Origin of the sequence: Microbispora sp. CL1-1 (assembly GCF_012034195.1) — a bacterium.
GTDB lineage: Bacteria > Actinomycetota > Actinomycetes > Streptosporangiales > Streptosporangiaceae > Microbispora.
The window spans coordinates 1-19,481 of sequence record NZ_JAATEK010000060.1 but is presented as its reverse complement, the minus strand read 5'-3'; the positions used below and the strand labels follow the sequence as shown (position 1 = coordinate 19,481).

The window sequence follows — 19,481 nt, the reverse complement described above, 5'->3', positions numbered from 1 at the left end:
GCTTGCGGCAACGGGTGCGTCGCCGCGCTGCCGGAGCCCGAAGTTGATGATCGGGAAGGGCTCCCGGGCGGATGAACCATCAGAGGACCACAGCGGCGAGTTGGCGATCAGACGGTCCCACCAGCCGTCGTCGGGGCCATTCGAATGACGAAGGCGCTCAGGATCGATGTCGAACAGATCCATCACACCTCCATCAAGCGATTCGAAAACTTGTATTAATTCTCTCCTGCCTCCGGAGCTTGTGCAAGATCAACTAAGAATCTCTTGGGATCACAGATTGAGGGAATCGCCCAGGTCACGGGATAGTTCGCCGCCGTGCAAGCCCTGCCAGGAGCCGTTGCCGGTCACGCCATGGCAGGAACTGTGGCTCGACAAACCCTGCCAGGGGCAGACAAGGCGTCGCCCAGAGGGCGCGGAGGCACTACCCGGCAAGCGCCGAAAACCCGGGAAACGACGAGACTCGGGGCATGACCGGCATTCCTGGCCACCTCAGCGCAGGGCGTCCCGTTCCTCGGGTTGAGGACGAGACGGAGCGGCGCGTCGTGATGATGTGCGGCATCGCCGGTTCGGGCAAGACGACGTACGCGCAGGAGCTGGAGCGACGCGGCTATGTCCGGCTGTCCATCGACGAGGCCGTCTGGGCACGGCTCGGGCGCGACGGCGGCGAGCTCGACCCGGAGGAGTACGCGGACCATCAGGCCCGTGCCGAGGATGACTTGTGGCAGGAGCTTGTGCGCCTGATGCGGGCAGGCCGGAGCGTGGTCCTCGACTACAGCTTCTGGAGGCGCGCGACGCGCGACCGGTACAAGGCACTGATCGAGAGTCACGGATATCGGTGGGAGCTCCTCTACCTGAAGGCTCGCCCGGAGACCCTGCGCCGGCGGCTCGCGGCGCGCAACGCCCTGAGCGGCCCGAACAGTGTCACGGTGTCCGACGAGCTTCTCCGGTCATACGTGGCGGGCTTCGAGGAGCCCGTGGGCGAAGGAGAGCGGGTCATCCCGCAGGAATGAGCCGCCGGTCGCACAGGATGTCGGCGGAGCCATGGAGCCGACGTTCCGGGGGCCGACTCGGGAATGAGCCGCCGGTCGCGCGGAGGATCTCGGCGGAGCCATGGAGCCGACGTTCCGGGGGCCGACTCGGGAATGGGCCCCCGGTCGCGCGGAGGATCTCGGCGGAGCCATGGAACCGGCATTCCAGGCCGACTCGGCCGCAGCGACGCCGAGGACGCCCACGTACGGCAGGGCGAGCGCTCGCGCCAGGGGACGGAGCTGTGCGACCTGCTGATGGTGCGGTGGGCCGATCAGTGGTGATCAGCGGCCCGATCGGCGGGCGGTCAGTGGGTGATCAGGGCAGTTCGGCGAGGTGGGCGCCGTTGGCCGCGGCGATCACCCGGGTCAGCGCCTGGTGCAGGCTCTGCAGCTCGGTCAGCTCCATCCCCAGCCGCTCGACGATCGCCACCGGGACCTTCTCGGCCTGCCGGCGCAGCGCGCGTCCCTCGTCGGTCAGCACGATCGCCAGGGAACGCTCGTCGTCACTGGCACGGCGGCGCTCGACGTAGCCTGCCGCCTCAAGGCGCTTGAGCAGCGGCGACAGCGTGGCCGGCTCCAGGGCCAGCATCCGGCTGAGGTCCTTCACCGACAACGGCGCGTGCTGCCAGAGGGCCAGCATCACCAGATATTGCGGGTGGGTCAGGCCCATCGGTTCGAGCAGGGGCCGATAGAGACCGATGACCGACCGCGAGGCGACCGCCAGGGCGAAGCAGACCTGGTTCTCCAGGGCCAACGGGTCGACGATGTCGCCAATGTCACTCATGTGCACCTCCATGGCCATGCTAGGCGATTAGTACACTAACTGTTAGTGCACTAAGCAGCGCCGAGAACACAGGAAGTGTCATGGCCCGTAGGAAGAGTCTGGAAGAGCGCATCGCCGACCGCGTCGCCAAGCGGCCGCCCATGAAGGACAGCAAGCACTTCGAGCACGGCCCCGCCAAGTGGATATTCGCCAGCGTCCTGGTGCTCGCGGTGCTCATCCATTTCGTCATCGTCGGCGTCGTCATGCTCCTCGGACACTGATCCTCGGACACTGATCCTCGGACACTGATCCTCGGACACTGATCCTCGGACACTGATCCTCGGGTAGTGATCTTCGGGCGCTGATGACACTGGCGGAGACCGAGCCCCGGCCCGTACACACAGGAGGGCCCGCGGCGTGGTCGCAGCGGGCCCTGATCGTCAGCGTCCGGCCGAGTGTCCTGCCGTACGTCGGATCACCCGTGGATCACGGGCTGGTGCAGGTGGCCGTCGGGGTCGCCGCGGTCCCGCTGCCGAGGAAGCCGAAGGTCGTGCTCCCGTTGGCCGCGACCGAGCCGTTCCACGACTCGTTGCGCACCGCCACGGTCGAGCCGGAGCCCGAGCGTACGCCTCCCCAGATCTGGGTGATGGTCTGCCCGCCGGGCCAGGTCCAGTTCACGGTCCAGCCGTTGATCGGGGAGTTCCCCGCGCGCACCGTGACCTCGCCCTGCCAGCCGCCGGACCAGGAGTTGACCACCTGGATCGTCGCCGAGCACGCGCCGCTCACTCCGCCGGACGGCGAGGGGCTCGGGCTGGGAGACGGGCTCGGGCTGGTGTTCCCGCTGGGGGACGGGCTGGGGCTGGGCGAGCGGGTCGGGCTGGGACTCGGAGACGGGGACGGGGACGGACTCGGGGACGGGCTCGGGGACGGACTCGGGGACGGGTTGGAATCCGACAGGGTCGGGGTCGTCCAGTCCTTCCACTGCGAGAGGTTGCCGGACTTCCTGGAGGAGATCCGGAACACGCCGGGGGCGTTGCCCGTCTTCAGCAGGAACTTCTGGATGTTCTGCTGCAGCGGGGTGCGCCACTCGGACCGGCTGGCGCAGTGCGTGCCGTCCTGGACGTCCGACCAGTAGCTGATGTTGTCACCCGCGCCGAGCGCCTTGTAGATCTCGGCTCCGGCCAGCGCGGCCACGCTGCCCGACTGGGCGCCCAGCCAGTCGACGTGCGGGTTCTCCATGATGAACAGACCACGCGGAGCGATCATGCCCACCATCTCGTGCGTGTCGACCGGGAGCCCGTTCGGGTTGCCGGTGAAGGAGCCGAACGCGTCACCCAGCCACGGCTGCTCGGAGTAGGCGCTGCTCAGCGGCTGCGCACCGCTCTCCTGGGCGATGCCGCGCAGGATGGGAACACCGGCGCTGCCCGACTCGATCGGCATCGTCAGGGCGATGCGCTGGTCGAACACGCCGGCCACGAAGGCGCCCTTGCCGTAGCGCGAGCAGCCGGTGACGCCGGTCGCGTCCGCCTTGAGGATGCTCCCGCCCGGCTGCTCGATGACGTCGATGATGCGGCTGACGCCCCACGCCCAGGCGGCGAGCAGGCCGGTGCTGCTGGAGGAGCCGTAGATGCTGTAGAAGGCGCCCTGCTTGTTGTTGCGCGGAGTGCCTTCCCTGCCGACCGAGAACGGGTCGTAGCTGATCACCGCGGCGCCGCTCGCCTTGATGGTGGCGGTGTCCGCGCCGAAGCCGCCGTACACGATGACGGCCGGGAACGGCCCGTTGCCGCTCGGCGCGTCCACCGACGCGGAGAAGCTGGAGCTCCTGCCGTTGGCGGACACGTTCACGGTGATGCTGGTCCGCGAAACCGTGCCCGTGACGCCGGCCGGCTTGCCGGGCTTCTCACCGTAGATGTAGCGCTCGGCCTGCTTCTTGATCTCCTCGCGGCGGCATCGCCAGTCCGACTTGGACGTGATGCGCTGCCCGTTGATCTTCTTGAAGGGATCGGGAAGCCTGGAGTTGGACACCGGCTGTCCCAGGTCGGGCACCGGGCAGTCGGCACCCTCGTCCTCGACGCCGGCGGCGGCATTGGCCGCCTGCGCCGACCAGGGCGCGAGCGCGCCTGCACCGGCGTCGCCACCGGGGATCTCGACCACCGCGAGACCCAGCGAAAGCGCGGCGACGGCGGCCACGACGAGCCCGCGACGCACGCCCGTGCCGCCGGAAAACAGGCCGCGACCCACGCCGCCGGAAAACAGGCCGCGGCGCACGCCGCTCGAAAAGATGTCGCCGATCATCGGCAGCCCCCGCGGGAGGGCCGGCCGGCATCGATGGGGACTGCGGCAGCCTGTGCCACTGCTGCTGCCGAGACCTTGAGGCGTTTCACGACAGTGCGTCCTTCCTTCTGAGGATCCCGGACCTGTCACCGGCCCGGCAAGGACCGCTGACACGAGCGTGAGCTGAATTTTTTCGAAGAAACACCGAAATGTTGCAGCGCTGCAAGGCCCAAATCGGATGGGGCGACAGCCGCTTCGTGGCGGATAAGAACGGTGCTGTTCGCGGCGTGATTACCGTTACTCTCGGGAGGACTTTTCCGAAATAGACACGAAAGTTTCATCACTCCGGGCCCGGAAAGCAACTGCCGACGCCGGGAATCGCCGCATGCGGCGCCGAGGCGCGGGACGCCCTCGCTCTCCGCCCCGCTCCCCCTGTGCGTCGGCCGGCAGTCCGGCCCGCAGGTGGTGGGCCGCCGGACGACCGGACGACGTCCGGACGGCCTGACGACGCCGACACCCCGCCCTTCGACCGGCCGCCGTCTCGCCGGCAGCCCGCGCGGCCGGCCTCTCGTCCGATGGCATAGCCTGTGAGCAGGCAAAACGACGACCAGAGGAGAGCCATGGGTTCGCTGAGCCCTGTTCACTGGATGATCGTGTTGGTGGTGCTCGTGCTGCTCTTCGGTGCGAAGAAGCTGCCGGACACCGCCAAGGCCCTCGGGCAGTCGCTGCGGATCTTCAAGAACGAGACCAGCAGGCTCGGCGACGAGGCCGACACCGCCGTCACCCAGGCCCGTACGGCACCCGCCGTCCCGGACGCCGAAGCGCGGCTGCGCGCGCTCGAAGAGGAGAACGCCCGGCTCAGGGCCGCCGCGGAAGCCGCGCGGCCGGACGAGCCCGAGGCCCGCTGAGGCGTCGCCCGCACTCCACACCCGCCAGACGGCCGACGGGCGACCGATGAACGGCCGTCGCGAGGCCTGCGCATGGGCGTGTACGGAAATCCGGCCGATCGGACGAACCTTTCCGCCGGATCCGGACTCCAACAGGACATGCAGCACGCCCTCTCGCTCCGCTTTGTCCTCCCCGCCGCCGCGGCGGCGGCCGCGTTGACCTGCGCCGCGGCGCTCCCGGCCGACGCCGCCGCCGCGCCCAAGTCCGCCGCGCCCAAGTCCGCCGCGCCCAAGTCCGCCGCGCCGAAGTTCGCCGCGCCCAAGCCGTACGGCACGTCGTTCCAGACCGACCCGCACCATGACTTCACGAAGCACATCTCGCCCCGGCACGACGGCATCCTGCGGGGCTGGGTCACGTATTACCGGTCCGGGGTGGCGGAGTACGAGCCGATCAGGTGGGTGAAGGACAAGACCGGCCACACGGAGGGGCGGTTCGAGGGCCCGCCCGAGGGTGATGTGACGGCCTACGCCTCTCGTGTGGCCAAGAACGTGGTGTTCTACAGCGCCACCGGGTGCAAGGGCACCACGGTGACGGTGAAGCACGGCGGCCTGGGGTCGAAGAGGTGCTCCCGGAGCGAGCTGATCTCCCGGATGAAGCACGCGCATCGTCCGGCGCTCATCACCGTCTATCGCGGCGTGATCGTCAAGGTGCAGGAGATCTACACCCCCTGACCGCTGGAACGGCCGGGTCAGCCGGCACGGATCCGCGTTGGGCCGGACTTCCTCTTCCCCGGGAGTCCGGCCCTTTTTCACGTACGGGACATTTTTCGCGTACGGGACATCCGGCGATGAGCCGGGAGGCGCTGATGAGAGGTACTCACCATAATGAGGGGATGTCAACGCCGCGGCAGCGCTACCGGGAGCAGGTCCGTTCGGAGATCAAGCAGATCGCTCTCGTGCAGATCGGCGAGGGCGGGACGGCGGCGCTGAGCCTGAACGCGGTGGCGAAAAAGCTCGGCGTGACGGGACCGGCGCTGTACAAGTACTTCCGCAGCCGCGACGAGCTGCTCACCGAGCTGATCCTGATGGGCTTCGACGACGTCGCCGCGGCCGTACGGGCCGCTGTCGGGCAGGGCGCGCCCCGGGAGCGGCTGCACGCGCTGGCCCGAGCCTTCCGCGAATGGGCCGTGGCCAATCCACGCCTGTTCCAGTTGCTGGCGGGGACGCCCTCGCCCGGCCACGAGGCACCCCCGGAAAGCGTGCTGCGGGCCCGGAACGTGCTCGGGCCCTTCCTGCCGGTGTTCGCCGAGGGGCGCTGCCGGCCGGGGGCGGAACCGCTGCGGGAGCAGATGGGGAAATGGATGCAGGGGACCCCGGCGGTCGCCGAGTGGGTGCGCGCGTTCGCCCCCGAGGGGGACGCGGCGACCGCACTCACCGGCACCGTGATGGCCTGGGCCCAGCTCCAGGGCGTGGTGAGCCTGGAGGTCCAGGGGCAGTTCGCCGGCGTGGGGCACGGCGGCGCCGCCCTCCTCGACGCGGTCATGGACGCCCTCGCCGACGGCATGGGCCTTTAACGGGCATCCTTGAACGATGAACACAACCACGATCAGCGCGTCGGACGCGGGGACCTGGCGGCTCGGCGACCTCACGGTCAACCGGATGGGGTTCGGGGCGATGCGCCTGACGGGCAGCGCCGCCTTCGACCTCGGCACGCCGAGCGACCGCGAACGGTCGATCGCGGTGCTGCGGCGCGCCGTCGAGCTCGGTGTGAACCACATCGACACGGCGGCGTTCTACTTCTCGCGGCTGCGCTCGGCCAACGAGCTGATCAACCGGGCGCTCGCGCCGTACCCGGACGACCTGGTCATCGCCACGAAGGTGGGCCCGGGGCGGGACCCGTCCGGCGAGTGGCTGCCGCTCGCCCGGCCCGACCAGCTGCGCGGCCAGGTCGAGGAGAACCTGCGCCAGCTCGGCCGTGACCACCTCGACCTGGTCTATTTGCGCCAGGCGGGGCTCGACTCGATCGCCGAACACTTCGGGGCACTCGCCGAGCTGCGCGAGGCCGGTCTCATCCGGCACCTGGGGATCTCCAACGTCCGGCCCGAGCACCTCGCGCAGGCCCAGGCGATCGCACCGGTGGTGAGCGTGCAGAACCGGTACGGCATCGGCTTCACCCGCAGCCGAGGGCAACTGCGCACCTGCGGCGAGCAGGGCGTCGCCTTCGTGCCGTTCTTCGCGATCGCGGGCGACGGCCGGGAGAAGGGGACGAGCGGCACGGACCTGGAGGAGGTGCTGGCCGTCGCCCGCGCGCACGGCGCGACCCCCGCGCAGGTGCGGCTGGCCTGGACGCTCCAGCAGGGGCCGCACGTGCTGGCCATCCCGGGCACCGGCAACCCCGATCACCTGGCCGAGAACGTCGCCGCCGCCGCGCTGCGTCTCACGGACGAGGAGATGGCCCGCCTGGACGCGCTCGCCGACGCCACCTGACCGAAGGACTCGCGTTTCCGCTCCTCCGCCGCCTCGCGTACGGCGCGGCGCCTCAGGCCGCTTCGCGTACGGTGCCTCACCCCGCCTCGCGTACGGTGCCTCACCCCGCTTCGCGCACGGTGCCTCACGCCGCTTCGCGTACAAGGTGGACAGGGGTGAGAAGATGCCCGACCAAGCTTCCCCTAGATCATCGGCAATGTGCGCGGTTCCGTCCGGTGACATCGAAAGGGAGACGCAGTGGCTTCGGCAGGTCGCGGCGGCGTACAGGCAGGTCGCCCGGGAGAGAGTCGTCAGGGAGAGACTCGACAGGGAGAGAACCGTCTCGCCCGCGGACTGACCGAGGTGTTCGCGCCCGCGCACATCGTCATAGGACTACCGCTGGTGATGGGTGCGATCAGCGATGGCTGGACCGGTGTCGCCTGGGGCGCGCTGACCGCGGCGGTGTGCGGGGGTATTCCTCTCGGGGTGCTTCTCCTGGGCGTTCGATCGGGCCGGTTCGGCGACAAGCACGTCAGGGACCGCGCCCAACGCCCGAAGCTGCTCGCGCTGATCGTCGCCCTGGTCGCCGCCTTCCTCTGAGCGCGAGTCACGCACCACCCGGCTGAGCGCGAGTCACGCACCACCCGGCTGAGCGCGAGTCACGCACCACCCGGCGAGTGTGCGCGCTCGCCCCTCACGGCTTCGGGCCCGGCGGCGCGGATCTTCCTGTTCAGGCGGCGGCCGAGGCCCTGGCCCGGGGCCTCCACGAACCGGTACGCCACCTGGCCGAGCACCAGCAGGACGAGGAAGAACACCGGGAGGTTCGGGACGACGCGCAGCAGGAGCGGGTGCAGCAGATAGAGAGAAAAGCTGATCACGCCGAGGTGGGCGAGCCACCGGGGGAACGGCCGGTGCCGCAACCGGAACGCGAGCACGAAGACGGCCGCCGCCAGCAGCACCGCCGCGGCCCAGGCGGGCTCACGCGCCACCAGGACGCCGCTCACGATGACCATCAGCAGGGCGGCGACGGCCCAGAGCGGCCGGAGCGCGCCCTGCTCGGCGCGCCACACGGCGGTCCCGGCGAACATCGTCGCCGCGATGACCAGGCCCTGCCCTGCCCCGATCCGGCTGCCGAGGATCACCAGCGCCAGGCCGAGCAGGCCGCCGATCACCGCGGCCGCCGTCCTGAGGCGGCCGTTCGCGGTCACGGTCACGACGATGACCAGGATCACCGCGACGCCCATGAGCGCGGCGACCAGGTCCGCGCCGCCGTTGATCGTGGCGCGGGGCATGAGCAGGCCGAGCGGCACGGCCGCCACCGCCAGGACCATGGCGATCGGCGCCGACCTGTGCGCCTGCCGTACGGCGAACAGCCCGGCCGTCATCAGGTAGAACGCCATCTCGTAGGAGAGCGTCCACATCACGTTGATCACCGAGGGGACGCCGAGAAGCTCCTGCAGCATCGTGAGGTTCGCCAGCGCGACGAGCGGCGGCGGCCGGCTGTCGAGGCCGGGCGAGGACTCGAACAGCCCGGCGTACGCGAGGAGCAGCGCGAGGGCGAGGGCGGCGAGCAGCAGCGGGACGAGCCGGAACGCCCGCCCGGTCCAGAAGGCCCGCAGGTCGCCCCGCCGTTCCAGCGAGGCAGGGATGATGTAGCCGCTGACCAGGAAGAACACGAAGACGCCCCAGGTGCCGACGTCGACCCGGCGGTCCACCTCCGCCCACACGGCCGGGATGAAGGTCCAGGCCGAGTGGTGCAGCGCCACGGCCGGAGCGGCGATCCCGCGTAAGGCGTCCAGCCACGCCAGCCGAGAGGGGTTTGCTGCCATTCAGGTGACTTTAGGCGAAATACGCCGTCGGCAGCACACCACCTGGCGCACGAACTCCGTCGGGCGCACGTCACCGGGGTTGGGCCCCGCATGGTGCTCACCGGTCCCGGCCTGACCGACCCCGCCACCGCCGACGACCGCGCCGGCCCCAATTACACAACGAACGAGCCGAGCGATCTGGACTGAGGAACGCGCGAGAGCGAAGCGACCAGGCGCGACCAGGGAAGCGTTCATCGCGCGCCTTCGGCACGACCCCGGCGGGAGTGAGCGCCCCGACGGTGAAGTGGGGAACACGACCAGGCGGCGGTGGACTCCTACTACGCGGTCGGCCGATCGCGGAAGGACAGACCGTGCTCTTCCAGGGCCCGGCGGAGCACGGACATCGCCTTCGGTCCCATGCCGTGCAGCGCGAGGAGCTCGGCCTCGGTCGCCCGCGCGAGCTTCTCCAGAGCCGGCCGGGTGATCGGTGTAGCCGGCGTTCGCGAGCGCTCGCGTGGCCGGCGCGCTGATCTTGGGCAGGTCCGTCATCGGGTCCCTTCCTCGAGTGTCCGGTCGCCGTCCGGCCGGGGGCGTACGTCGCAGTCTGGCAAACGCGCGAGCACGGCGGCGAGCTGGCGGGCGTTGGTCTGCGCGTAGTCGCGGTAGCAGTTGTTCATCAGCACGTGGGTCGTGGACGTCTGGCCGCCGAGCTCGCGCAGCCGCAGCGCCCACTGTTCGAGCTCGTCGAGGGAGTAGCGGTAGCCGAAGCGCTCGTGGACGTCATGACTGGTCCACTTGTCGCTGTGCCCGTGGAACCGCACGACCCCCAGGTCGGACGTGGCCGCGACGACCGGCGGGATCGAGTCCGGATAACCCTGCGGCATGTCCACGCACACGTACGGGATGGCGTACGAACGGAGGAAGTCGAGGGTCTCGGCCTGGTTGTCCTCGCTCATCCACGTGTGGTTGCGGAACTCGACCGAGATGCGCAGCGGCTCGCAGCGCCGTTTGCACTCCAGGATGTAGTGCTTGTTGGCCCGGCCGATCGGGAACCACCGGGGAAACTGGAAGAGCACCGCCCCGAGCTTGCCCGCCTCGCGCAGCGGCAGCAGAGCGCTGACGAACCGCTCCCAGACCTGGTCCACCACCTTCGGGTCGAGGTCGCGGGCGTACAGGTTCTTGCCGCCTTCGCTCGGACGCAGGTCCTTCGGCAGCGCGGCCGGCCGGGTCGGATGCCGCGTGAGCAGCGAGAACGCCTTGACGTCGAAGACGAACTCCGGGGGCGTGCGCTCGGCCCACAGCCGTACGGTGGCCTCGGCGGGCGGCGCGTAATAGGTGGAGTCGACCTCCACCAGCGGGAACATGCGCGCGTAGTAGCGCAGGCGCTCCTCCGGCGTCGTGACGTCGGGCGGATACCAGCCCGACTCCAGCAGCGTCTTGTCGGTCCAGGACGCCGTGCCGACCAGGATCTCCCCCATACCTCACCATAAGGAGCGGTGCTCAGGTCCCGGGCGGCAGGGTTCGGGCCTTGGGGCGGCGGAAGAGGACGAAGGCGACGAACAGCAGCAGCAGCCCGGCCGCTCCCGCGCCTCCGCCGATGACCAGATACTCGCTGTCGATGGGCGGGTGGGTCATGGGCGCGTCGGTGGGGCCGTTCCCGAAGTATTTCTTCCCCTTGTACGGCACGGCCTTGATCGCGGACTTCCCCGGAGAGCCGGCCGCCGCGACCACGGCGGCCGCGTCGACTTGGCCGAAGCCCACGAACGTGTCGTACCCGCCCGCCGGATGCCGGGCGGTCCTGGTGAGGATGGAACGGATCTGCCCCGGTGTGAGCTTCGGATTGCGCGACAGCGCCAGCGCGACCACTCCGGCGGTGAGGGCGCAGGCCGGGGAGGTGCCGTCGACCGACTGATAGCCGCCGGTGTTCCTGGCGCTGTAGATGTCGATGCCCGGGGCCGCGACCGTGGTGTAGGTGTGCACCTGGGAGAAGTCCGTCCGGCGGCCGTCGGGCCCCAGCGCCCCCACCCCGATGACCCCGGGATAGGCGGCCGGGTAGGACACCTTGTTGTTGGCGTCCTTCTCCAGCGGGTTGGTCGAGCCGCCGTTGCCGGAGCTGGCCAGGATCGTGACGCCCTTGCTCACCGCGTAGTCCACCGCGGCGGCCGTGTCCTCCTCGTAACCGTTGAAGATGTCCCACTCGTCGGTGCCGAGCGACATCGAGATGACCTTCGCCCCCTTGCCGACGGCATATCTGATGCCGTTGGCCAGGGCATGCGCGGCCTTCTCGCTCTGTGCGTCCCTCGTCATCTTCAGCGCCCGCTTCCGCGCGGGGTCCTCCCAGTCCCACAGGACTCGTACGGACAGGATGCGGGCCTTCGGCGCCACCTTGAGCACGTCGGACGCCATCGCGGTGCCGTGCTCGCCCCAGTAGGACTGGCCCGGCCGGGCGCCGCCCCCGATGAGGTCGGGGCCGGTCGTCACCCGGCCGCCCAGCGCGGGATGCCTGGCCACCACACCGGTGTCGAGCACGGCGACCAGAACGCCGTCCCCCTGGGCCGTACGCTGCGCCTCGGGGAGCCGCAGGGCCGCGACCTCCCAGTCCCTCGGCGCGTCCGCCCGCGCCGGAACCGCCGTACCCGCCACCGCCACGACCGCCGCCACGACCGCCGCGACGACGGCGGGCAGAACGGCGGGCAGGGCGGCGCGGAGCCCGCGCCCGGTCATGCTCCCCCCCTGTTGGTCAGGTCCGCCAGCCGCCAGGCGAGGGACTTGGCCAGCCCTTCGGCCGTCGCGCTCCACGGCTCACGGTCCATGCGCTGGTCGTAGCTCTGCCTGCCCCAGGGCTGCGGGAGCCGGCCCGCCTTCCTGCCGTCCACCGGTCCCGCAGAGGCGACCACCGCGCACGGCGTGTAGATGTCCAGCACGTTGTAGCCCCCACTGCCCGCCCGTACGGCGTCGTTCCAGGTGATCCCCGGGGCGGCGAGGGCGTGCACGGCATGGTCGGGCCGGTCGGCGTCCGCCTTGTCGTGCACGAGATCGCCCAGATCGAGGGCGACCTTCGGGTCGCCGAACATGACGATGGCGATGGTCGCGGCGGTGCCGCCCGTGTCGTCCACGTACGTGGCGCGCAGGGCCGCGACGCAGCCGCGCTGGGCGGCCTCCTTCGCCACGGCCCCGGACAGCGCCTTCGCGCAGGAGGTGTCCGGGGAGATCGCGACCCTGGTCCAGCCGCGCTCGATCTTCGGGTCGTTCTCTTTCTTCTTCGGATCCTGCCGGCCGAGCGCCGCGGGGAACAGCGTCTCGGCGGGCTCGTTGCGCCACAGGTTGTGCGCGTATTCCTTGTTGCGGATCTCCTGGTGGCTGTTCGACACGGCCTGCGCCACGACGGCGCCCCCGCCGAGCAGGAGCATCAGGCCGAAACCCCCGGCCACGACCCCGCCGAAGACCCGCCCGGCTCGCCGCCGCGGCCTGCCGTCGTCTTCCGGCTCGTACGGCCCGCCCTGCTCGTACGGACCACCGGGTGCGGGCCATTGACCCGGCTGGGCCGGCTGCTGGGGGGATTGCTGGGGGGATTGCTGCGGGGATTGCTGGGGGGATTGCTGCGGCCACGGCTGCCCGGCGGGCTGGGGGTACGCGCCCGGTGGCCACCCTTGCGGTGATTGACCGGGCGGCGGTTGGTTCGGCTGCGGCTGGTTGAAGGGCGGTTGGTTCTGCAGCGGCGGGTTCTGCGGCGGATAGCCCGGCCAAGGCTGGTGCGGCCCTGCGGGCGGCTGCCCCGGGCCTTGCTGCCCCGGACCATACGGCCCCAGACCATGCTGCCCCGGGCCTTGCTGCCCCGGACCATACGGCCCGGCGCCGTAGGGATCGACGGGAGACCGGCCCGGATATGGACCGGAAGGTGGGGGGTGTGCCATTGCTCTCCCGTTGTGCGTGCCGTACGCGGACACGCTCCCGGCGGCCCGCCGTACGGCAGGGGAGCACGGCGGGCGCATTCGCCGGCCACGCTCCCCTCCCCGATCACGACATTTGGCACTATAGCCATCTCTCCGGCCGCGCCCGGGGTGCTTTCTCGGCCAGAAGAGCTGTGACCTGGGTGACTCATGAAGCGTTCGCGGGACTATGATGTTGGAAAATAAAGTGTCCCCGGCGTATGGCGGTCACTGAAAAAAGCAGCACGTGCGGAGCACACCGGAGGTGGCGATGCTGTCGACCTGGGCTGTGGAGACGTTCGGCCCGCGCGCCGAGCAGATCCGCCAGGGGGTGACCGAGGCGCTGGCGATCGCGCTGGAGAACGCCCAGGACGCCCAGAAGACGGCGCGGACCGAGCTCCTCCACCCGTTCGGCTTCACGCTCATGTCCCGCAAGTTCGAGGCCCTGGCCGACGCGTTCGCGGACATGCCCGGCGTCGTCACCGTCAAGCCGCCGGGCTCCCAGCACGAGCTCGTCGTGCTCGGCGGCAACCTGCTGTTCCCCTTCCGCTACGCCAAGGACCGTTCGGTCAGCGTGGTCAACGCCAGGATCGGCGACGGCAGGCCGTCCGGGCTGGTGCAGGCGCTGTTCACCCGGTTCGGCCCGCGGCCCTGGGCCGAGCAGCTCACGCTCGGCGGCGTCGAGGCCGCCCTGCCGGAGCCCGTGACTCCGGCAGCCCGCGCGCTCACCCGGCTGCCCGAGGGCACCCGCCTCGTGCTCATCGCGTACGCCTGCAACGCCAGGGCCGGTCTGCTCGATGTGTGGTGGGGCGAGGCCGAGCTGCTCGACCGCACCGGCAACCTGCGCTGGCACTACTGCGAGCCGATTCCGCTCCCCGGCCAGGCGCCCGCGGCCGAGCTGCCCGGGGTGGCGGCCTCCGTCGGCGAGGCGTCCGCGTTCGCCCGGGGCGCGATGCCGGCTCCGGCCCTGAACCCGCGCCCGCTCCGCGAGCGCGCGACCGCCGTGCCTCCGATGAGCGAGGCGCCGTACGCACCGGACGCCGCCGCCGATGAAGGACGATGACCGGCTGCGCCTGGTCGAGGACACCGCTCCCCCCGCTGCGCCCAGCCCGCAGGCCGTGGCGGACGCCTTCGACGGCACCCGCCTCACCCAGGCGCGACGCCTGGCGGCGCTGACGAAGAAGGAGGTGGCCGAGCGCATCGGGGTGTCCCCCGCCGCGGTCGGCCAGTATGAGGCAGGGGTCACCCGGCCGCGTCCCGATCTGGTCCCGCTCCTCGCCGAGGTGCTCGCCGTGCCCGCGGCCTTCTTCCTGCCGGGCCGCCCGCACGGCAAGCTGGACGGCTCGATGGCGCACTTCCGCAGCCTGCGTTCCACCCGGGCCTACCAGCGTGCGAAGGCCGTGGCCTTCGTCGAACAGGTCTGGGAGCTGACGTACGCGCTGGAGAAACGGGTGCGGCTCCCCTACGTCGACCTGCCGGGCTTCGCCGGGGGCGAGGTGCATTCGGGCAGCGCCCTGCCTCGCGATCCCATGGGCGCGGCCCGCGCGCTGCGGGCCCACTGGGGGCTCGGCACCGGGCCGATCAGCCACCTGGTGCGGCACATGGAGTCACGGGGGATCGTCGTCGTCTTTCCCCAGGCCGACGAGGACGCGGTCACGGTGGACGCCTTCTCCACCTCCAGCCTGCCCCGGCCCATCGTCGTCCTGACGCCCAACCGCTTCGACGACGTCTATCGGCACCGCTTCACCGCCGCGCACGAGCTGGGGCACCTGGTGCTGCACGGGGACGCGGCGGCCGGGGACAGCCAGCAGGAGCGCGAGGCCGACTCCTTCGCCGCGGAGTTCCTCACGCCGCGCGACAGCATCCTGCCCAGCCTGCCCGCCCGCGCCGACCTGCGGCGGCTGGCGGAGCTGCGCCGCGTCTGGGGCGTGTCGGTCGACTCTCTGCTGTATCGGTGCCGGGAGGTCGGCCTGCTGTCCGACTCCGCGGCCGGACGCGCCTACCAGCGGCTCGCGGCGCTGCGCGACCAGCCGGGCTTCGCCACCGAGCCGGTGTCGGGCTACCCCGGCGAGCAGCCGGTCCTGCTCAGCAGGGCGTTCGAGATGGCGGCGGCCGAGACCAGGCTGACCGTGCCCGCGCTGGCCCGGGAGCTCGCCTGGCCCGTGGCACGCGTACGCGAACTGATCGGCATGCCCGCCAATCGCCCCCAGCTCAGACTCGTCCCCTGACACGACGCGTCCGCGGCTCGGCTCAGACGAGCGGGGTGGGTTCGGCGGGGGTGAGCAGGCGGCGGGTGGTCTCCAGCCCCCACTCGTCCAGGCCGCGCAGCCGGTCGCTGGAGGCCCGCAGGCCGCCGTACCGCTCGACGGTGCGCGCCCAGTCCTCCCGCCGTTCGACCTCGGGCCGGAGCATGAGGCAGTCGGGGTCGTTGATCCAGAACCTGCCGTGCTGCCACGCCCGGGCGACGGTGTTCCTGGTGGCGTTGGCCTGGCTGGGCTCGGAGGGGTGTGCGCTCGGGTTCTGCCAGTACGCCGCGATGTCCGGGCCCACCCGCATCGCGTCCACCATGCCGACCGAGGGGAGGATCGGCGCGCCGCACCCCAGCAGGTACGCCTCGGGACCGATGGCCTCGCGGATGAGCCGCAGGCCGTGGCGGTAGGCCGCCACGCCGGTCACGTCCTCGTGACGGCGGCCCTCCAGCGCCCCCGCGTACACGAAGTCGATTTTGAAGTAGTCGACGCCCCAGCCGCGCATGGTGCGCAGCACGTCCGCCAGGTATTCGGCCGCGCCGGGGTGGGTGAGGTCGAGCGCGACGCAGGAGTCCCCGAGGACGTCACCGGCGAACACCGGGTCGCCGCCGGCGGGATCGGTCACGAGCCACTCCGGGTGCGCGGCGAAGAGGGTGCTCTTGCACGCCACGATCATGGGGGCGATCCAGATCCCGGCCCGCCGCCCGTGCTCGCGGATGCGCCGGATCAGCCCGGGCAGGTCGTCGAAGCGGCCGGAGGACGTGAGCCAGTCGCCCGGCGCGGCCTGATATCCGTCGTCGATCTGCACGACGTCGACGGGAAGCGCCAGCTCGTCCATGGCCGTGAGGTTCTCGGCGACGTCCTCCTGGGTGACCTGGGAGAAGTACTGGTACCAGGAGCACCAGACCGTGGGCGACGGACGCAGGCGTACGCCGGCCTGCTCGGCGAAGCCGGTGCCCCAGTGGGCCAGCGCCGCCTCCAGCCCGCCCTGATGCTCCGTGTGCTCCACGGGGGCATCCGACGCGATCACGACCCGGCCGCCGTACGGCCGTGCCTCGATGACCGGCACACGGGAGGCGGCCGTCTCGGCACTCGCGGCGCCGAAGACGTGGACGGAGCCGCCGTCCCCGGGATCGACGGCCAGCAGCCCCTCGCCCCGGAACACGCCCTCGTCCGGGGCCGAGCCGTAGTGGCAGTCGATGACCAGCGAGTTGGGGAGGGTCACCCGATAGGGGGTCTCGGCCAGGGGAAGGGCACCGGTGACGCTCCACGACTGCCAGCCCTCCGCGTAGATCCGGGCACTTGCCGGGTCCACGTCCAGGGCGGCGACGTCCTCGAATCGCGGTTCCATCACGGCCCAGTTCACCCATGAACCGGTTAAGCGTCAAGGGCCGTCTCACCCGGCGGACGGCCTTCGGGCCTGTTCAGGCCGCGACGGCGCCCTGCACGACCTGCTCCTTCAGCGGTGCGAGGGCCCCGGCGATCGAGCCGATCGTCTCGGCGTCCACACCGCACGACTCCAGCGCTCCGGCCAGGTGGACGACCACCTGGTCGAACTCCTCGGCCGTGATGGCGAGCCCGGCGTGTGCCTCGTCCATGGACTTGCCCCGGTATTCCTGCGGGCCGCCGAGCGCGGCGGCAACGAAGCTGCGCTGGTGCGCCTTGAGCTTGGCCATGTCGACGTCCGCGAAGTAGCCCTGCAGCATCGGGTCGGCGACGACCCGCGTGTAGAACTCCTCGACCACGGCCGCGACCGCGTCCGAACCGCCGATCCGATCGAAGATGGACGCCATAGCGCTCTCCTCCCGCGTTGACCTCGTCACCCACGACGATCGCCACGCTTCGTTACGGCACGATGACCGGACGGGAATACGTACGTGGCCGGGCGCTCACGCGGTCGACACGCCAGAAAAGATCACAGTCAGGGCGCGGGTTGCTGCTCCAAGCAGTCGGTCGTCCCCACTGGCGACGTGCGGCGGGGCAGAGATACGGTCCACTCGGGAGGATGTTTTTCGCCTTCACGACGGGAAAGCGTCAGCGAATTCACTCTCGATATACACGGCTATTTCGGGGTTGCCGACGCTTGAGGGCGATGTCTACCTTTGACATCAAATGCGGTTCAGGGGCGAGCAGCGGGCGGCAACAGGGGGCTGACGTGGCGGAAGAGATGGTGCCCAACCCTCGCCACGCACAATTGGTGGAACTCCTCAAACAGGTACACAACCGATCTCAGGAGGTCGGGCAGGCCTACCAGCGCGTCTACGCGTCGATGCAGTCGGGCAAGGTCTGGACAGGACCCACCGCCGCGAAATGGACGACCGAGGTCGCCGACCGACATCACCGCCTGGCGCAGCTCGTACGGCAGATGACCAACGCGATCGAGGAGGAACTGCACCGGCATCCGGCGATGGTCACCCGTTCCCAGGCCGAGCTCATCCGGCGCCAGCTGACCGGACGCCCCTGACTCCCGGTAGCCATGACGACCTTAGGCGGCGACTTCTGCGGCATCGACCCGGCGGCGATGAACGCCATGGCGGCCGACCTGCGCCAGGCGGCCGACCGGCTCACCTCCTTCGCCACCGACTTCGAGGGGCTCTTCCGTGCGAACGGCGTGAGCACCATGCCACTCGCGCAGATCGCCGCCATCGCCGACTGGGGCAGGAAGCAGGCCCCCACGCTCTCGGAGCGAGCCACGTTGATCACGGCGCTGAACGGCACCGGCGACCACACCTTCGCCCGGCTGCCCGATGCGCTGGACAGTTTCGCGACCGGCCGCGACCTGGGGCTCATGTACGGCACCGGCATCCTCACCAATGCCGCCACCGATGTAGAAACCAAGGGCGAACTCGCCCACGAGCACATCAAGGAAATCGCGGCGCTGGCCAAGGATCCCGCCGCCGCCGCGGCGTTCTTCGCCACGCTGCCGGCGAAAGTGCGCGACACGCTGCCCAACCTGCTCATGAACACCGGCAGCCCGACTGCCAAACAGGACCTCGCCGCCTTCGGCGCCGCCCTGGGCGCCGCGCTGCGTGCCCCCGGCATCCCGGCGATGGAGAAGGTGAAGGCCGAGCTGGTGAGCAAACCGGCGGACCGCGGTGTGGCGTGGAACCGGCTGGCGCTGCTGGCCGGGGCGAAAGCCCCCACGGACGTCCGTGTGGCAGCCGCCCGCACCCTCGCACTGGACGATTTCCTGAAGAACCCGCGGCAGGAGTGGCGTGGCGGCAGCCCGAACCTGTCCCAGACGTACGGCTACTCCTCCGACACGGTCGCACTCGCGCTGGAGGTCCTGGCCGGGGACGGCAAGGCCGCCCGCGCCGCCTTCGCCCAGATGGGCGGCGACGAGGTCAAGCTCACCCAGGTCGAGAAGATGAAGCGGTTCCTTGACTACGCCAATTCTTATGCGACAGGTGCCGAGGTCGCCGACGCGTTCGGCCGGGTCATGGAGACGGGCAGCGAGGCCACGACAGAGAAGCCGGGCAAGCACTCGGCGGAGGCCGCCGCGTTCGCTCTGGACGCCATGCTCGCGACCGGTTCCTTCGGCAAGGACCTGCCGGACACCGCCAGAGACTCCATGGCCTCAATCGCCAAGTCGTACATCCACGAACTCGCCTCCGGCGCCCGATTCGACAAAGCCGTCTACCGCACCTCGGGCATGACACTGCCCGACAAGTGGGTCCCGATTCCTGGCGTCACGCCCGCCTTCTACCTGAGCCCCGGCGACACCTACCGTTTCCTCCAGACATTCGCCGGCGAAGAACGACTCACCGACGACTTCGACAAGACCGCCGCCCTCTTCCGCTACGACGTCTTGACGAACACGGCGCGCCTGGATGCCAAGGACAAAGGCCGGCATTTCCAAGATGCGGCGGCCATGTTCGGCGACCTTGGCGGACTCGAGTTCAAGGCCGCGCTAGAGGTTCGCGGCGAGAAGGACGCTACGGACAGCCTGATCCGGGACGTTGTCAAGAACACGATGGCCCTGGGCATCGATAAGATTCCCGTTCCGTTTGCGGAGACCGCTTGGACCTTGGCCAAGACCTATGTTGTGAGCAGATGGCTGGATGGCTGGGCCGCTAG

Annotated in this window: 20 protein-coding genes; 12 read left to right on the top strand and 8 right to left on the bottom strand. The window is 70.4% G+C overall.

The window, feature by feature from the left end; all coding sequences use genetic code 11:
• Window positions 1–467: 467 nt before the first annotated feature.
• Window positions 468–1,010, top strand: coding sequence for an ATP-binding protein (locus HCK04_RS37615; protein WP_142652192.1), 543 nt, complete (start codon window positions 468–470; stop codon window positions 1,008–1,010).
• A gap of 334 nt (window positions 1,011–1,344) precedes the next feature.
• On the opposite strand, the gene HCK04_RS37610 is transcribed toward HCK04_RS37615, so the two are convergent.
• Window positions 1,345–1,812 (bottom strand): MarR family transcriptional regulator, encoded by a 468-nt coding sequence (locus HCK04_RS37610; protein WP_142652190.1) that lies wholly within the window; start codon window positions 1,810–1,812, stop codon window positions 1,345–1,347.
• 80 nt (window positions 1,813–1,892) lie between these two features.
• Between HCK04_RS37610 and HCK04_RS37605 the strand changes: the two genes are divergently transcribed.
• Window positions 1,893–2,072 (top strand): hypothetical protein, encoded by a 180-nt coding sequence (locus tag HCK04_RS37605; RefSeq protein ID WP_142652188.1) that lies wholly within the window; start codon window positions 1,893–1,895, stop codon window positions 2,070–2,072.
• Between the two features lie 205 nt (window positions 2,073–2,277).
• Here the strand turns inward: HCK04_RS37605 and HCK04_RS37600 are convergent, their stop codons facing one another.
• The gene (locus HCK04_RS37600) at window positions 2,278–4,086 is read right to left on the bottom strand and encodes a cellulose binding domain-containing protein (protein WP_142652186.1); all 1,809 of its coding nucleotides are present in this window, start codon (window positions 4,084–4,086) and stop codon (window positions 2,278–2,280) included.
• 599 nt (window positions 4,087–4,685) lie between these two features.
• Between HCK04_RS37600 and tatA the strand changes: the two genes are divergently transcribed.
• The 5 genes from tatA to HCK04_RS37575 all read left to right on the top strand — a co-directional run bounded on the left by tatA (window position 4,686) and on the right by HCK04_RS37575 (window position 8,018).
• Window positions 4,686–4,973 carry a Sec-independent protein translocase subunit TatA gene (gene tatA, locus HCK04_RS37595; RefSeq protein ID WP_142652184.1) on the top strand — a complete coding sequence of 96 codons (288 nt, stop codon included), beginning with the start codon at window positions 4,686–4,688 and terminating at the stop codon, window positions 4,971–4,973.
• Between the two features lie 138 nt (window positions 4,974–5,111).
• Window positions 5,112–5,684 carry a hypothetical protein gene (locus HCK04_RS37590; protein WP_142652182.1) on the top strand — a complete coding sequence of 191 codons (573 nt, stop codon included), beginning with the start codon at window positions 5,112–5,114 and terminating at the stop codon, window positions 5,682–5,684.
• Window positions 5,685–5,845: 161 nt separating this feature from the next.
• Entirely contained in the window at window positions 5,846–6,526 is a 681-nt protein-coding gene (locus HCK04_RS37585; protein WP_142652180.1) for a TetR/AcrR family transcriptional regulator, read from the top strand.
• A gap of 16 nt (window positions 6,527–6,542) precedes the next feature.
• Entirely contained in the window at window positions 6,543–7,439 is an 897-nt protein-coding gene (locus tag HCK04_RS37580; protein ID WP_142652178.1) for an oxidoreductase, read from the top strand.
• Window positions 7,440–7,823: 384 nt separating this feature from the next.
• A complete protein-coding gene (locus tag HCK04_RS37575; protein WP_142652176.1) occupies window positions 7,824–8,018 on the top strand; it encodes a hypothetical protein in 195 nt (64 codons plus the stop codon).
• Window positions 8,019–8,077: 59 nt separating this feature from the next.
• On the opposite strand, the gene HCK04_RS37570 is transcribed toward HCK04_RS37575, so the two are convergent.
• From HCK04_RS37570 to HCK04_RS37550, 4 genes are all read right to left on the bottom strand, one after another.
• Window positions 8,078–9,247 (bottom strand): acyltransferase, encoded by a 1,170-nt coding sequence (locus HCK04_RS37570; RefSeq protein WP_142652174.1) that lies wholly within the window; start codon window positions 9,245–9,247, stop codon window positions 8,078–8,080.
• Between the two features lie 524 nt (window positions 9,248–9,771).
• Complete coding sequence (locus HCK04_RS37560) at window positions 9,772–10,704, bottom strand: DUF72 domain-containing protein (protein ID WP_142652172.1); 933 nt, start codon at window positions 10,702–10,704, stop codon at window positions 9,772–9,774.
• 22 nt (window positions 10,705–10,726) lie between these two features.
• The gene (locus tag HCK04_RS37555) at window positions 10,727–11,950 is read right to left on the bottom strand and encodes a S8 family serine peptidase (RefSeq protein WP_142652170.1); all 1,224 of its coding nucleotides are present in this window, start codon (window positions 11,948–11,950) and stop codon (window positions 10,727–10,729) included.
• Window positions 11,947–12,597 (bottom strand): hypothetical protein, encoded by a 651-nt coding sequence (locus HCK04_RS37550; protein WP_147943082.1) that lies wholly within the window; start codon window positions 12,595–12,597, stop codon window positions 11,947–11,949. The genes HCK04_RS37555 and HCK04_RS37550 overlap by 4 nt, the downstream gene beginning before the upstream one ends.
• Between HCK04_RS37550 and HCK04_RS37545 the strand changes: the two genes are divergently transcribed.
• The 3 genes from HCK04_RS37545 (at window position 12,583) to HCK04_RS37535 (ending at window position 15,383) form a co-directional block, all read left to right on the top strand.
• Window positions 12,583–12,885: a hypothetical protein gene (locus HCK04_RS37545; RefSeq protein ID WP_168066586.1), complete on the top strand. Its 303-nt coding sequence runs from the start codon at window positions 12,583–12,585 to the stop codon at window positions 12,883–12,885. The two genes, HCK04_RS37550 and HCK04_RS37545, sit on opposite strands and share 15 nt — an antisense overlap.
• A 517-nt stretch (window positions 12,886–13,402) precedes the next feature.
• Window positions 13,403–14,218 (top strand): hypothetical protein, encoded by an 816-nt coding sequence (locus HCK04_RS37540; protein WP_142652168.1) that lies wholly within the window; start codon window positions 13,403–13,405, stop codon window positions 14,216–14,218.
• Window positions 14,205–15,383, top strand: coding sequence for an XRE family transcriptional regulator (locus tag HCK04_RS37535; protein WP_185949107.1), 1,179 nt, complete (start codon window positions 14,205–14,207; stop codon window positions 15,381–15,383). The genes HCK04_RS37540 and HCK04_RS37535 overlap by 14 nt, the downstream gene beginning before the upstream one ends.
• Before the next feature lie 22 nt (window positions 15,384–15,405).
• Here the strand turns inward: HCK04_RS37535 and HCK04_RS37530 are convergent, their stop codons facing one another.
• On the bottom strand, window positions 15,406–16,755 hold the full coding sequence (locus HCK04_RS37530) for a glycoside hydrolase family 36 protein (protein ID WP_142652166.1): 1,350 nt from the start codon (window positions 16,753–16,755) through the stop codon (window positions 15,406–15,408).
• A gap of 73 nt (window positions 16,756–16,828) precedes the next feature.
• A complete protein-coding gene (locus HCK04_RS37525; protein ID WP_142652164.1) occupies window positions 16,829–17,197 on the bottom strand; it encodes a group 1 truncated hemoglobin in 369 nt (122 codons plus the stop codon).
• A gap of 362 nt (window positions 17,198–17,559) precedes the next feature.
• Between HCK04_RS37525 and HCK04_RS37520 the strand changes: the two genes are divergently transcribed.
• Both HCK04_RS37520 and HCK04_RS37515 read left to right on the top strand, forming a co-directional pair.
• Window positions 17,560–17,868, top strand: a complete 309-nt coding sequence (locus tag HCK04_RS37520; RefSeq protein WP_142652162.1) for a hypothetical protein — start codon at window positions 17,560–17,562, stop codon at window positions 17,866–17,868.
• A gap of 12 nt (window positions 17,869–17,880) precedes the next feature.
• A partial coding sequence (locus HCK04_RS37515) for a hypothetical protein (RefSeq protein ID WP_142652161.1) occupies window positions 17,881–19,481 on the top strand: 1,601 nt, incomplete at its 3' end.